General features: G+C 63.8%; 11 protein-coding genes. 5 read left to right on the plus strand and 6 right to left on the minus strand.

Annotated features, from left to right (window positions below; translation table 11 throughout):
- Window positions 1–144 precede the first annotated feature (144 nt).
- The 3 genes from B9A15_RS00480 to groES form a co-directional block, all read right to left on the minus strand.
- Window positions 145–915 carry a sulfite exporter TauE/SafE family protein gene (locus B9A15_RS00480; protein WP_084407884.1) on the minus strand — a complete coding sequence of 257 codons (771 nt, stop codon included), beginning with the start codon at window positions 913–915 and terminating at the stop codon, window positions 145–147.
- A 288-nt stretch (window positions 916–1,203) separates the two neighbouring features.
- On the minus strand, window positions 1,204–2,856 hold the full coding sequence (gene groL, locus B9A15_RS00485; protein ID WP_084407886.1) for a chaperonin GroEL: 1,653 nt from the start codon (window positions 2,854–2,856) through the stop codon (window positions 1,204–1,206).
- 89 nt (window positions 2,857–2,945) lie between these two features.
- A complete protein-coding gene (groES, locus tag B9A15_RS00490) occupies window positions 2,946–3,242 on the minus strand; it encodes a co-chaperone GroES (protein WP_084407888.1) in 297 nt (98 codons plus the stop codon).
- 515 nt (window positions 3,243–3,757) lie between these two features.
- Between groES and B9A15_RS00495 the strand changes: the two genes are divergently transcribed.
- Entirely contained in the window at window positions 3,758–4,627 is an 870-nt protein-coding gene (locus B9A15_RS00495; RefSeq protein ID WP_084407890.1) for a TIGR01459 family HAD-type hydrolase, read from the plus strand.
- Between the two features lie 16 nt (window positions 4,628–4,643).
- Entirely contained in the window at window positions 4,644–5,630 is a 987-nt protein-coding gene (locus B9A15_RS00500) for a bifunctional riboflavin kinase/FAD synthetase (RefSeq protein WP_084407892.1), read from the plus strand.
- 13 nt (window positions 5,631–5,643) lie between these two features.
- Here B9A15_RS00500 and B9A15_RS00505 read toward each other — a convergent pair whose 3' ends face one another.
- Window positions 5,644–5,901, minus strand: a complete 258-nt coding sequence (locus B9A15_RS00505) for a hypothetical protein (protein WP_084407894.1) — start codon at window positions 5,899–5,901, stop codon at window positions 5,644–5,646.
- Window positions 5,902–6,262: 361 nt separating this feature from the next.
- Here B9A15_RS00505 and ileS point away from each other — a divergent pair, with 361 nt between their 5' ends.
- Together ileS and B9A15_RS00515 are read left to right on the plus strand one after the other, a co-directional pair.
- The gene (gene ileS, locus B9A15_RS00510) at window positions 6,263–9,343 is read left to right on the plus strand and encodes an isoleucine--tRNA ligase (protein ID WP_084407896.1); all 3,081 of its coding nucleotides are present in this window, start codon (window positions 6,263–6,265) and stop codon (window positions 9,341–9,343) included.
- 283 nt (window positions 9,344–9,626) lie between these two features.
- Complete coding sequence (locus tag B9A15_RS00515) at window positions 9,627–10,304, plus strand: hypothetical protein (RefSeq protein WP_084407898.1); 678 nt, start codon at window positions 9,627–9,629, stop codon at window positions 10,302–10,304.
- A gap of 369 nt (window positions 10,305–10,673) precedes the next feature.
- Here B9A15_RS00515 and B9A15_RS00520 read toward each other — a convergent pair whose 3' ends face one another.
- The gene (locus B9A15_RS00520) at window positions 10,674–12,251 is read right to left on the minus strand and encodes a gamma-glutamyltransferase (protein ID WP_084408384.1); all 1,578 of its coding nucleotides are present in this window, start codon (window positions 12,249–12,251) and stop codon (window positions 10,674–10,676) included.
- Window positions 12,252–12,265: 14 nt separating this feature from the next.
- A complete protein-coding gene (locus B9A15_RS00525; RefSeq protein ID WP_244556744.1) occupies window positions 12,266–13,027 on the minus strand; it encodes an IclR family transcriptional regulator in 762 nt (253 codons plus the stop codon).
- A 218-nt stretch (window positions 13,028–13,245) separates the two neighbouring features.
- On the opposite strand from B9A15_RS00525, the gene B9A15_RS00530 reads away from it, so the two are divergent.
- Window positions 13,246–14,802, plus strand: coding sequence for an ABC transporter substrate-binding protein (locus B9A15_RS00530; RefSeq protein ID WP_244556758.1), 1,557 nt, complete (start codon window positions 13,246–13,248; stop codon window positions 14,800–14,802).
- Window positions 14,803–14,866: the final 64 nt, after the last annotated feature.

The following is a 14,866-nucleotide window of genomic DNA, read 5'->3' on the forward strand; positions in this document are numbered from 1 at the left end:
ATCAGTTGCTCTCGGCAACAGATCAGTTTCCCGGTTTCGCCATTCATTACAGAATCGAAGCGCCGGCTCGCGAGACTTGGGATCATCCGTCATCGGTCTGGCCGCCCAATGAGATGAGGGCGGCCGGACGCGCGGTGCGTTCGGTCACGCCAGAAGCTGGAACACCTGGACGAGACCGAGACCGGTGATCAGCCCGCCGACGAGCCGCAGAAGAACCCGCTCGGGTAGGCGCTTGACGATATAGCCCGCAAAGGGCGCAGCCGCGACGCCGCCGACCACGAGGCCGAGAATGGCGATGCCGTGGGATGCCAGATCGCCGGCTTCATCCCAATGGCCGCTGAGGAGCGCGACGAGGAAAGTCAGTGACACCGAAAGCGTGACGACGAATTCGGCCGTGTTGACCGTTCCGATGACGTAACGTGGCGCACCGCCGGCTCCGAGAAGGCCGGTGGTGACGACCGGCCCCCATCCGCCGCCGCCGACCGAGTCGAGAAAGCCGCCGGCGAGGCCCAGCGGGGGAACGACCGGAGCCGGGACCGGCCGGCTCGGGATTTTCCGAAAAGAGCGGGTGATGAGATAGATCCCGATCAGCGAGAGATAGGCGGCCACATAGGGGCGCATGACCGAGCCGGAAAAGCTGGTCAGCACATAGGTGCCGGCGACCCCGCCCAGCACACCGAAGGGAACGAGCCGCCAGAACAGCTTCCAGTCGATATTGCGGTGAATCGCATGGGCGGTGCCCGAGGCGGCCGTGGTGAAGAGTTCGGCCGTATGAACCGAGGCAGAGGCCGTTGCAGGCGGGACGCCGAAGGACAGAAGGACCGTCGAGGAGACGACGCCATAGGCCATGCCGAGAGCTCCGTCGACGAGCTGGGCCAGACCACCGACGAGGAGAAAGAGAAGGAATTCAGCCATAACGGCCTCCAAGGGACGAAACGGCGCAAGTCAGCCTGAAGACGGTCTGACTTTATAGGAAATTTCGTTCGACCTTCGGGCCATCGGCAACGCGATTATCGCGTTTTTCCGCCGTTTGAGAGTGCGCGGGGGGGAGCCCTTCCTGGCCGGCCTCTGGGCGAAGGGTGATCGATGCGTTTTACCCTTCGAAGCGCTGGACGTCACAACACGATCTCCCGCGCACAAAAAAGGGCGGCCCCGAAGGACCGCCCCGATCGATGTGCTTCTTTGGGGAAGCGGGAGACGGACTTAGAAGTCCATGCCACCCATGCCGCCCATTCCACCCATGCCGCCCGGCATGCCACCGGCACCGGCCGACTCCTTCTTCGGAGCCTCGGAGATCATCGCCTCGGTGGTAACGAGCAGGCCGGCGACCGAAGCCGCGTCCTGGAGAGCCGAACGGACGACCTTCACTGGATCGACGATGCCCATCTGGATCATGTCGCCATACTCGCCCGTCGCGGCGTTGTAGCCGTAGGAGAGGGACTCGTTCTCGAGGATCTTGCCGACGACGATCGAGCCTTCCGCACCGGCGTTCTGTACGATCTGACGGATCGGAGCCTGAAGCGCACGGCGGACGATGGCGATACCGGCGTCCTGATCGGCGTTGTCGCCCTTCAGGTCAACAGCGTTGGAAGCGCGCAGCAGCGCGACGCCACCACCGGCCACGATGCCTTCTTCAACGGCCGCGCGGGTCGCGTTGAGGGCGTCGTCGACGCGGTCCTTCTTCTCCTTCACCTCGACCTCGGTCGCACCGCCGACGCGGATGACGGCAACACCGCCGGCGAGCTTGGCCAAGCGCTCCTGGAGCTTCTCGCGGTCGTAGTCCGAGGTGGTCTCCTCGATCTGCGCCTTGATCTGACCGACGCGGGCCTTGATCTGCTCGCCTTCACCGGCACCATCGACGATGGTGGTGTTCTCCTTGGTGATGGAGACCTTCTTGGCGCGGCCGAGCATGTCGAGGGTGACGTTCTCGAGCTTGATGCCGACGTCCTCGGAGATGACCGTGCCGCCGGTGAGGATCGCGATGTCCTCGAGCATGGCCTTGCGGCGATCGCCGAAGCCCGGAGCCTTGACGGCCGCGATCTTCAGGCCGCCACGCAGCTTGTTGACGACGAGCGTGGCAAGAGCCTCGCCCTCGACGTCCTCGGCGATGATCACCAGCGGCTTGGACGACTGGACGACCGATTCGAGAACCGGCAGCATCGCCTGCAGGTTGGAGAGCTTCTTCTCGTGGAGAAGGATGTAGGCGTCCTCGAGCTCGGCGACCATCTTCTCGGCGTTGGTCACGAAGTAAGGCGACAGGTAGCCGCGGTCGAACTGCATGCCTTCGACGACTTCGAGCTCGGTCTCGGCGGTCTTGGCTTCCTCGACGGTGATGACACCCTCGTTGCCGACCTTCTGCATGGCGCCGGCGATCATCTCGCCGATTTCCTTCTCGCCATTGGCCGAGATGGTGCCGACCTGAGCGACTTCGTCGGAGGTGTCGATGGAGCGAGCGGCGGTGCCGAGCGCGTCGACGACCTTGGCGACGGCCTTGTCGATGCCGCGCTTGACGTCCATCGGGTTCATGCCGGCGGCAACGGCCTTGGCGCCTTCCTTGACGATCGACTGGGCGAGAACGGTTGCCGTGGTCGTGCCGTCACCGGCCTTGTCGTTGGTTTTCGAGGCCACTTCGCGCACCATCTGGGCGCCCATGTTCTCGAACTTGTCCTCGAGCTCGATCTCTTTGGCGACCGAGACACCGTCCTTGGTGATGCGCGGAGCGCCGAAGGACTTGTCGATGACGACGTTACGACCCTTCGGGCCGAGGGTCACCTTCACCGCGTCGGCGAGGATGTCGACGCCGCGCAGCATGCGCTCACGCGCGTCGCGGCCGAACTTTACGTCTTTTGCTGCCATGTTGAATTCTCCCAAGCGCGCCTTTCGAGGCCTGCGCCGTCTAGAGTTTTCGTCTGTGCTGGAATGCGAATTCGACGATCGGGGTGGCGTTAGGCCACGACGCCCATGATGTCGGATTCCTTCATGATCAGAAGGTCTTCGCCATTGAGCTTGACCTCAGTGCCGGACCACTTGCCGAAGAGCACGCGATCGCCAGCCTTGACATCCAGAGGGACGACCTTGCCGGCCTCGTCGCGAGCACCGGAACCGACGGCGATGATCTCGCCTTCCTGCGGCTTTTCCTTCGCGGTGTCCGGGATGATGATGCCGCCAGCGGTCTTCTCCTCGGATTCCACCCGGCGAACAACCACGCGGTCATGCAGGGGACGGAAGTTCACAGCTGCCATATTCGTTGAACCCTTGTTGACGGTTTGGCCGGGTCCGATCTCGGCACCCGGCGGAACAGCTTTTAGCACTCATCTTCGGTGAGTGCTAACGAGCGCTGAGATAGGAGATGGGGAGACGGGCCGTCAAGAAGTCGAGAGCGAAAAATTTCGTGCCCTCTTCCCTTCACGTGGCGACGCGAAGGGGGCTTTGCAATGGGCTTTCGGTAAGCCCTTGATCGGGTTGAATGCAGCGGTATCGAGTCATCGCCCCGCCGCCGAAAAGCCCATCCTTTTCAGCTCATGACCAGCCTCCTCCCCGAAGCCAACATGGCCGGAGATGCCCCACCGAAGGGCAAAGCGGACAGCATTCGATCGGCGGTTTCAGCTTTGCCCGCGCGGCCCACGCTTGACCATGGCGGTCGGCTGCCCCTAATCGCAAGAAGACCAGCGAGTGGGCCGGACGTGACGCGACCGTCTGCTTTAAAGACGAATCGTCGACGGAGCAGACCCTCGGCGCCAAGCAAGGGAAGCGGCCAATGCGCGAAAGCGACACCGGAGCGGACGAGACGCGCGGCACCTGCCGAAAAATCGAGAGGCTCGACGAATTCGTCGGCTCCTACGGAGCTGTCTTCTGCGATGTCTGGGGCGTCGTCCACAACGGCGTCGCGAAGCACCCGGCTGCCGAGACGGCCCTTTCGGCCTTTCGCAAGCAGGGCGGCAAGGTGGTGCTTCTCACCAATTCGCCACGGCCGAGCAGCGGCGTGATCACACAGCTCGATGCGCTCGGCTTCGATCGCGAGGCCTATGACGGCGTGGTCACCTCGGGCGATGCGACCCGTGCCTTGATCGCGCGCAGTGAAGGGCCGTTCTATCATATCGGTCCCGAGCGCGACCTCGATCTCTTCGCCGATCTCGACATCAAGCTGACCGGTTCCGACGAGGCGCGCGCCGTGATCGTCACAGGTCTTTTCGACGACACGGTCGAAAGTCCTGACGACTATCGCGACAGTCTTCGCGCGATCCGTGAGCGCGATCTCACCATGATCTGCGCCAATCCCGATATCGTCGTTCATCGGGGCGAGGACCTCATCTATTGCGCCGGAGCGCTCGCCCGCGAATATGCTGCGATCGGCGGTCATGTGGATCTCGCCGGGAAGCCGCATCGGCCGATCTATGAATTGGCCGCCGAGAGCCTTGGCGAAGGCATAGGTCCGATCCTGGCGATCGGCGACGGCATGATGACCGATATCAAGGGCGCCGGTGCCTTCGGGATCGACGCGCTTTTCGTCACCGAGGGCATCCATGGCGACGAGCTTGGCATGGCCGATCCGACGCCCGCCCGCGTCGCCGAACTGCTGGCCGCCAACGGCGTCTCGGCGCGCGCCTTCATCCCGACTCTGCGTTGAGACTACGGCGCGCTCCATGACGGCTTCGAATTTCCTGCGTATCGGCCAGCTTTCGGATCTTCCCGACGAGCTTGTCGGCGGCGTTGTCGCCATCGGCAATTTCGACGGGGTGCATCGCGGCCATCAGGCGGTGCTCGGCAAGGCCGAGGAAATCGCCAATGCGGAAGGCCTGCCGCTTCTGTGCCTGACCTTCGAGCCCCATCCGCGAACGGTCTTTGCGCCCGACAAGCCCGTCGCCCGCCTGACGCCGGCCCCGATGAAGGCGCGGCTCTTGCAGCATCTCGGCTTCGACGGCGTCTTGGAGCAGCCTTTCACCCGTGAATTCGCCGGGCAGGAGCCTGACGCCTTCGTGCGGACCATCATCGTCGATTCGCTGCGCGCCGCCCATGTGGTGGCCGGCTTCGACTTTCATTATGGCGCCAAGCGCGGCGGAACGCCGGTAACGCTTGCCGAAGCGGGCCTCGCCTATGGCTTCGGCGCGACGCTCGTCCCAGCCTTTCACGACGAAGCCGGCACCGTCATATCGTCGAGCCGGATCCGAGCCGCTTTGCGGGAGGGGAAGGTCGAGGAGGCAGCCGGGCTCTTCGGCTACCGGTTCACCATTGCCGGCGAAATCGTCCATGGCCGCAAAGTCGGCCGGACCTTGAACTATCCGACCGCCAATCTCGTCCTTGCCGACGATCTGCTGGCCCATGGCATTTATGCGGTGCGTTTTCGGCGGGCCGATGGCAGTTTCTATGACGGCGTTGCAAGCTATGGCCGTCGCCCGACCTTCGACGACGGGGCGGCTCTCTTCGAGACCTTCCTCTTCGACTTTTCCGGCGACCTCTATGGTGAGATGGTCGATGTTTCGATTGTCTCGCGTCTTCGGGGCGAGGAGAAATTCGACAGTGTCGAGGCCTTGATCGCCCAGATGGATCGCGACGCGGAAGAAGCGAGGGCGGTTCTATCGGCCGCAAAACCGCTTTCCGCGCTCGATCGGGCGGTTGCCTTCGAAGGCTGAGGCTAAATTCTGATCAGGTCCTGCGCTGCGGTGGTCGACGCTCGTCCGGCGTGTCCCAGCCCAGCATCAGGACGATGCCCATCTGCGCCGACGAGAATGTCAGCCCGAGGGCCGCGACGGGCAAAAGATATATTGCCGGGGCAAGGTCGGAGCGGGACAGCAACCCGCCGAAGCCGTTCAGGTCGAGAAGGCAGAGGCCCGCGACGAAAAGGGCGGCGGCGCTGAAGCCGACGATCGAATGGCGTAGAAGAAAGCGCATGAGGTCGGCCATGACGTTTCGTCCCTTCGTCCAACGGATGATGCCTGGACAAGTCTGCCGGTGTTGGCCGGTTCCGGTCGATGTGGTTGGTCGTCACTGGTCGAGCATGCCCCTTGACGCCGCGTTCTTCCCATTAGCGCCGTGACTTGATAAAGGCCGGCCCCATGAGCAAGCTTCGGCGCCTTGGCGCAACGACCATACGAATTAGCCGCCCGGCCTTCCGTCCGCTCGCCTTGAGGGCTTGAGCGGGGAGGGACCGGGCTTGACCGCGCCGCGCGACCCGGCCAGGCGGCCTCGTCGTGCTTTTTCATTTAAAAGCCGCCGAGTTCGGGCGAGAAGCGCCCGCTGCGGCCCATCCGACGGTTGATTGACGATGAGCGAGACCAAGACGCCTGAAACGGGTAGCGTCGACTATTCCAAGACCCTGTTTCTGCCCGAGACGGATTTTCCGATGCGCGCCGGCCTGCCCAAGGCCGAGCCCCAATGGATCGAGACCTGGGACAAGACCGGGCTCTATAAGCGCTTGCGCCAAGAGAGCGCGGGCCGGCCGAAATACGTCCTTCACGACGGCCCGCCTTATGCCAATGGCAATCTCCATATCGGCCATGCGCTCAACAAGATCCTGAAGGACGTCATCACCCGCTCCTTTCAGATGCGCGGCTATGACGCCAATTACGTGCCCGGCTGGGACTGCCACGGCCTGCCGATCGAGTGGAAGATCGAGGAGCAGTATCGCGCCAAGGGGAAGAACAAGGACGAGATCCCGGTCAACGAATTCCGTCAGGAATGCCGCGACTTCGCCGAGCATTGGGTGAAGGTCCAGACGGACGAGTTCCGCCGCCTTGGCGTCGAGGGCGATTTCGAGAAGCCCTATCTCACCATGGCCTATGACGCGGAAGCCGTCATCGCCGGCGAGCTTCTGAAATTCGCCATGAGCGGGCAGCTCTATCGCGGATCCAAGCCGGTGATGTGGTCGGTGGTCGAGCGCACGGCGCTGGCGGAAGCAGAGGTCGAATATCACGACCATGAGTCCGATACGATCTGGGCGGCGTTTCCGGTTCGCTTCGCAGTGCGCGACGGCGCTGAAATGTCGCCGCTCAGCAATGCCTCTGTCGTCATCTGGACCACGACGCCCTGGACGATCCCCGGCAACCGGGCGATCGCCTATTCGCCGCGCATCGCCTATGGCCTTTATGAAGTGACGGCGGCCGAGAACGACTTTGGTCCCCAGGCCGGCGCGAAATATATCCTGGCGGACGCGCTTGCCGCGAGTGTCTTCGAAAAGGCGAAGCTTCAGGCGACCCGCATTTCCGATGTCTCGGTCTCCGATCTGGAAGGCCTTGTCTGCGACCATCCGCTCAAGGGCCTTGGCGGCGGCTACGAATTCGCCGTCCCGCTCATCGCCGGCGACCACGTCACCGACGATGCCGGTACCGGTTTCGTCCACACCGCGCCCGGCCATGGCCGCGAGGATTTCGACGCCTGGATGGACATGCGCCGCGATCTGGAAAAGCGTGGCATCGAGACGGCGATCCCCTTCACCGTCGACGATGACGGCTTCTACACCAAGGACGCGCCGGGCTTCGGGCCGGATGCCGAGGGCGGGCCTGCGCGCGTCATCGACGACAAGGGCAAGAAGGGCGATGCCAACAAGCGCGTCATCGAGGCGCTGATCGCTCGTGACAATCTCGTCGCCCGAGGCCGGCTGAAGCATTCCTATCCCCATTCCTGGCGCTCCAAGAAGCCGGTCATCTTCCGCAATACGCCGCAATGGTTCGTCCATATGGACAAGGACCTTGGCGGATACGGGATGGAAGGCGGCTCGCCGCACCCGGCCGAAGGCCGCGAGCCCGAACGGGCGTCGGCCGGTCAGGCCGCCCCCGCGGAGCGAAGCCGCGCAAGCGGCGACAGCGTGAGCGAAGAAAACTCGGACACGCTGCGCAACCGCGCCTTGAAGGCCATCGACGAGACGCGCTTCGTGCCCGCCTCCGGCCAGAACCGCCTGCGCGGGATGATCGCCGACCGGCCGGATTGGGTCCTCTCGCGTCAGCGCGCCTGGGGCGTGCCGATCTGCGTCTTTGTCGACGAGGATGGCGAGGTCTTGAAGGACGAGGCGGTCAATGATCGCATCCTGGAAGCCTTCCGCGAGGAGGGCGCCGACGCCTGGTTCGCCGACGGGGCCAAGGAGCGCTTCCTCGGCAACGGGCACGATGCGTCGAAATGGACCATGGTCCGGGACATTCTCGACGTCTGGTTCGATTCCGGCTCGACCCATGCCTTCTGCCTGGAAAAGCGGCCCGACCTGAAATGGCCGGCCGATCTCTATCTCGAAGGCTCTGACCAGCATCGCGGCTGGTTCCATTCCTCGCTTCTGGAATCCTGCGGCACGCGCGGTCGGGCGCCGTATGACGCCGTCCTCACCCATGGTTTCGTCATGGACGAGGAAGGGCGCAAGATGTCGAAGTCCCTCGGCAACACGGTGACGCCTCAGGATGTCATCAAGGAATCGGGCGCCGATATCCTTCGTCTCTGGGTCGTCTCGTCCGATTATTCGGAGGATCTGAGGCTCGGCAAGACGATCCTGCAGACCAATGTCGACAGCTATCGCAAGCTGCGCAACACGATCCGCTGGATGCTCGGCACGCTCGCCCATGACGAGGGGGAGAGCGTTCCCTTTGCCGAGATGCCGGAACTCGAACGGCTGATGCTGAACCGGATCGCCGAGCTCGATGAGCTGGTCCGCAAGGGCTACGACGCCTTCGACTTCAAGCGCATCTCGCGGGCGCTGCTCGATTTCGTCGTGGTGGAGCTTTCGGCCTTCTATTTCGACATCCGCAAGGACGCGCTTTATTGCGACGCGCCGTCTTCGATGCGGCGCAAGGCGGCGCTGCAGGTGGTGCGCACGATCTTCGATCATCTGGTGACCTGGTTCGCTCCCATGCTGCCCTTCACCATGGAAGAGGCCTGGCTGTCGCGCTATCCCCAGGCGGAATCTGTCCATCTGGAACAGTTCCGCGACGTGGACCCGGCCTGGAAGGACACCAAACTCGCCGAGCGCTGGCAGGCGCTGCGCCGGGTTCGCCGGGTCGTGATGGGAGCCCTGGAAGAAAAGCGCCGGGAGAAGGTGATCGGCTCCTCGCTGGAAGCCTGGCCGACGATCTATCTCGCCGACGAGAGCGTCGAAGCGCTGGTGCGCGAGCGAGACTTTGCCGAGATCGCCATCACGTCTGGCGTTCGTATCGAGGCGGGCGAAGGGCCGGCCGATGCCTTCCGGCTGCCGGACGTGGCCGGTGTCGCGGTCGTCTTCGACAAGGCGCATGGGGCCAAATGCGCCCGCTCCTGGAAGATCACCGGCGATGTCGGGTCCGATCCGGACTATCCAGAAGTCTCCAAGCGCGATGCGGCCGCCTTGCGTGAGCTGAAGGCGCTCGGTCGGCTCGAAAGCGTCTCCTGATCTTGAGCGTTAACAAAGTTACCGATTTGTTGCCCAGTGGCCGCAAGCGGCTTCTTTGCAACAGGCTTCGAAAGCCTTAAGCCTTCTCCCAATCTCGCCTGATTTCTCTGTCAGGCGAGATTGGAGCCGGGTTCGACGAGGGGTGGCCGGCGTCAAGGATCTGCAGCAGTGGCCAGAATTGGCGGGATGGCCGCCGCGCTGCATCGATACGAAATGACCGGACGGGGCCGATGATCGGCGATACGTCCGGCCCGGGGACCAGGCCGAGGGGGCTTTTCGCGAGATGATCTCGACCACCATTCGCATGGGAGCGGCGATGGCGTTCCTTCTGGGCGCTGCCAGCCTCTCCGGCTGCATGGGGCCGACCTATGGCACCGGCAAGAGCCAGGGCGAGACGCTCTTCGACGATCTCAACAATATGGTCTCTCTAGGCGGATCATCCGACGCGCAGCCGGTCTCCTATTCGCCGCGCTCCGAATTGGTGACCCCCGAGAACACAAAGGTTTTGCCGGCGCCCCAGGCGGCGCGCGCCGATTCCTCCGGCGTCGAATCGCCCGAGCAGCGCTCGGCGCGGATCCAGGCCGAGGCCTATCAGGGTGATGGGCCGATCCCGGCCGACGTGGCGACGAGCCGTAAGGCAAACGTCCCCGACGGCTATCTCGATCGCACGCGCGGCGACGGATCGTCCTTTATGCGCCGCCGAGAGCGCGACATTGAGGAGCCTTTGTCGCCCACCGAGCTGCGCAGCCGCGGCGAACTGATCCGCGAGCGGATCACTCAGCGCTATCAAGGCTCGCCCCAGAACCGTCGCTTCCTGTCCGAGCCGCCGACGACCTATCGCAAGCCGGCCGAGTCGGCTCCGATCGGGGATCCGGGCGTCGACGAGGAGGTGAAGGCGCGCCGTCTGAGAGGCAATTCCTCCTCGCTTGGCTCCAAGATCAGCGATCTTCTGCCCTGGTAAGCGGGGTCGGTGCGCCTGACCCGGCCACTATCGACTTGATCGCCATCGGTCGGTCGAGCCCGTAGGCGGCCGGCGGGCCATCTTTGGGCTTGCTGGGTCACGTGAATGCATAAGAGGTTTGGTCGCAGCCATTGAGACCGGTCGTCATCCTCGGCCCACCAGGGCTTAGGACCCATGCCTCGAACGCGGCTTACATCCACAGACGATTGCGGTCCGCTTCGTGATATCCTTAGGCGGAATGCCGTTCTGACGGTGATGGCATGGGGCCCCGCTCTCTTGCGAGAGCGAGGATGACGAAGCGTCGGAGGAATCGGTCTCACCTTCGAACTCTGCAGGCCCGAACATGACTTCCGAACTGACGCAGCAGGACTAAACGAACCGCTCCACGGACCTCTCCGCCACCGCGTCTCCCCATGGTGAGGTCGGTTCGGCAGCGCCGAAATTGATGTCTGCGCGCCGCATGACCCCGGCCGGGCAAGCGAACGCGTAGGGGAAGGGGAGTCGGGGCACGGCTTTGACCGTATGATCCTTTCCGAGTTCGGCCAGGATATCCGGTCCCAGCGCCTCGTCGGCGATCACTGTCTTTCCGCCGGAGACGTCGATGCGCGGCGCATGGAAGGCCGTGTCGAGGTCGTTATCGAGCGCCAGCATGCGAAAAGCGAGCTGGGCGACGGCCGGAAGGATCTTGCGGCCACCCGAAGCGCCGATGGCAAAGCGGGTCCCGTCCTTCTCGCCGATCGCCGGGCAGACATTCATCAGGCAGCTCTTTCCGGGGCTGAGAGAATTCGGCCGGCCCTGTTCGGGGTCGAACCACATGATGCCGTTGTTGAGGAGAAGCCCGGTCGAGGGCGAGACCACTTTAGAGCCGAAGATCGACAGAAGCGTCTGTGTCATCGCGACCATGTTGCCCTGCCGGTCGACGATGGAAAAATGCGTTGTCGAACCCGGCGCTGCCGGGCTTTCGTGATCGCCCATGGTCGCAAGCCTGTGTTCATAGGCGCCGGACAGCGCCGTGGCCATCGCCGATAGACGCTCGCCCTCGCTTGGTTTCGACCCAAGCGCCTCCAGCCGCGCGAAACTGTCGGCGAGGGTCGGTCCCGCCGTCAGCCTCGGCGTCATATGGCAGCGCCCGCCAAAGGCCTCGATCGAAAGCGGATCACCGAGTTCGGCGCGATAATCCCGCAAATCCTCATAGCGCAGCGAGCCGCCTTTCTCCGTCACGTCCTTGGCAAGTGCCCGCGCGACGTCGCCATCCTGCATTTCGCCAGGCCCATTGGCGGCGATCGTCGCCAGCGTATCGGCCATACGAGCGTTTGGCAGGCGCAGATCGGTGAGGGCGGTCCAGGCGCCGACCGGCGGCCAGGTACCGTCTTCGAGAAAGAGCGCTGCGGCGTCGGGATCCTTTGCGAGGGCGCGCGCTGCCGATGCAATGATCAGGCCGGCATACCAGTCGACGCTCAGCCCCTTGCGCGCCAGATCGGCCGAAGGCGCGACGAGATCGCGCCAGGGCATCCGGCCCCAGCGCCCATGGGCTGTCCCGATCCCCGCCACGACGCCGGGGACGGCTACAGCGCTCGCCCCTTCCAGATTGCGGTCGTCCACCACGCGCTTCCAGGGAAAGAGATCGCCGGCGATCCCTTCGCCGGAGAGGGGAAAGTCGCGGATGTCGAGGCCCTTCGGGGCGCGCATTCCATATGAAAGGGCATAGGGGCGCTCCTCGTCGGCCCGCCAGACCATCATCGCGCCGCCCCCGGCCGGGCCGCTCATCCAGGGTTCGAGAACACCGATCGAGAAACTGACAGCGACGGCCGCGTCGATCGCATCGCCGCCGGCGGCGAGCACCTCAACGCCGATCTCCGAGGCGATGCGATGTTGCGAGGCGACGATCCCGCCTTGCGAGGAAACGGCCGGCTTTCGGACGATCTGAGATTGGGAGAAGTTGTTCATGGTCGTCCTCTGCTTCATCCGATTGCGTTCGCCACATCGCGCAGGCGCGGCATGACGTCCTCCCGCAGCCTTTCGCGGGTCCAGACCGTGCCGCTGACCGAACAGTGAATGGCGCCGCCGGGCTCGCCATTGCGATTGACGGCGACAGCCAGCGCGAGTTCGTTCATCTGCAATTCGTTCTCCGCGATCGAGTAACCGGTCTCGGCCGCCTCCTCGACAAGTCGTTTCACCGCCTCGCGGTCCATGGTCGTTTGCGAAGTGAAGCGTTGCATCGGCCATTCTTCGATGGCGCGCTGGCGCTCGCCGGGCTCGCGCAAGGCCAGCATGACGCGCCCGCTCGACGTGTTGAGCGCTGGCACGCGGCGTCCGATGATCATCGCGGCATAGCTGGTGCGAGAGCTCGGGAGGCGCGCCGTATAGACGATGTCGGTACCATCAAGGCGGGAGAAGTTGATCGTCTCGCCCAGCGCCTGACGCAAATCGATGAGGCGCGGCATCGCGCTCTTCACCAAGTCGTCGGACCAGAGATAGCGGTTAGCGAGCTCGGTCATGCGGATCGAGGGGCTGAAGCGCTTGGTCGTCGCGTCCTTGTCCAGATAGCCCAGCTGATGCAGCGTCGTCGTCAGCCGCTGCACGCTGGAGCGGTCGAGGCCGGTCTCGATCGATAATTCCGTCAGGCCCAGCCGGGCCTGTTCAGGTCCGAAAGCTTCCAGAACGCGCATCGCCTTTTCGAGCGAAGCGACGAAATGGCTGTCTGTTCGCCGCGCTGGTTTCACATCCATTCCGCATTGCACAAAAATTGGTCGGAGAAGGCGGTTGACGTTATCGTAGACATGTTTTTAGGATATCTCAATCCGCAAACGATTATCGCATTGCGCTAATTGTCCCCGCTTCCGCCCACTGGCCGCTTTGGCCATCTCACCTGGAGAAGCCTTGCATGTCGTATCTTCCCACAGCTTCCGCCTTTAAGCCGTCCCGGCTTTTCCGGGCGGCCATGTTGGCATCCTGCGTCGCATTTGCGGGGCTGTCCGCGGCTCCAGTTGACGCGCAGGAGATTCGCGCTGTCATGCATTCGGGAATTCGCGTCCTCGATCCGGTGATCACCACGGCGCATATCACCCGCAATCACGGCTACATGATCTACGACACGCTGCTCGGCATGGACGAGAATCTGAAGCCGCAGCCGCAAATGGCGTCATGGGAGGTGTCCGACGACGGCCTGACCTACACCTTCACCCTGCGCGACGGGCTGAAATGGCATGACGGCGCGCCGGTGACGGCGAAGGACGTGGTCGCCTCGTTGAAGCGCTGGGGCCAGAAGGACGGCGGCGCCCAGATGATGTTCAAGTCGGTCGACAGCCTCGAGGCGACCGACGACAAGACCGCTGTGCTGAAGCTCAAGGAGCCGTTCAACTACGTGCTCGAACTGATGGCCAAGCCTTCAGGGCTGCCGACCTTCATCATGCCGGAACGCGTCGCCAACACCCCGGCGGGCGAGACGATCACGGACTATACGGGCTCGGGCCCCTTCAAATTCGTCGAGGCTGAATACGAGCCGGGCGTGAAGGCGGTCTATGAGAAGAACGAAGACTACGTCCCACGCGACGAGCCGCCGAGCTGGACCTCGGGCGGGAAGGTCGTGAATGTCGACAAGGTCACCTGGGTCACGATGCCCGACGTGCAGACGGCCGTGAACGCGGTCAATGGCGGCGAGATCGACTATCTCGAACAGGTGCCCTTCGATCTTCTTCCGATCCTCCAGTCGAATCCCGAGCTCACTGTCGAAGTGGTGAGCCCGCTCGGCTATCAGACGATGGGGCGGCTGAACTGGTTGAACCCGCCTTTCGACAATGTGAAAATTCGCCAGGCGGCGATGCTCGCCCTGGGCCAGCAGCCGATCCTTGCGGCGCTTGTCGGCAACCCGGAATATATGGACGAATGCGGCTCGATGTATGGCTGCGGCACGCCCTTCGCTACCGATGCGGGCGACGAGATGATCATGGACGGCCCGCAACCGGAAAAGGCCAAGGCTCTGCTCGACGAGGCCGGCTATGACGGAACGCCCATCCTTCTAATGCAGCCGACCGACGTCGCCGCGCTGACGGCCCAGCCCGTTGTCGCCGCGCAACAGCTCCGCGAGGCCGGCTTCACCGTCGATATGCAGCCGATGGACTGGCAGACCCTCGTCACCCGCCGCGCCAGCCAGGCCCCGGTCTCGGAAGGCGGCTGGAACATGTTCTTCACCAACTGGATCATCCCGGAGGTGTGGAGCCCGATCAACAACCCGATGCTGAACGGCGGCGGCAAGGAGGCTGCCTGGTTCGGCTGGCCGGACGATCCCAAGCTCGACGAGTTGCGCACCGAGTTCGCCCAGGCGACGGACGAGGCCGAGCAGAAGAGGATCGCGGCCGAGATCCAGAAACACGCCTATGAGGTCGTGAACTACATCCCCGTCGGCGAATACAAGATTCCGTCCGCCATCAGCACAAAGCTGACGGATATGGTCAAAATGCCCGTCCCGGTGTTCTGGAACGTGAAGAAGGCCGAATAGGCCTGCCTCGAGCCGAAACGCGCATGTCCTCGCCGCCCTGCGGCGGGGACATCGACAAGGGTGC

Origin of the sequence: Fulvimarina manganoxydans, from assembly GCF_900176465.1 — a bacterium.
GTDB classification, from domain to species: Bacteria; Pseudomonadota; Alphaproteobacteria; order Rhizobiales; family Rhizobiaceae; genus Fulvimarina; species Fulvimarina manganoxydans.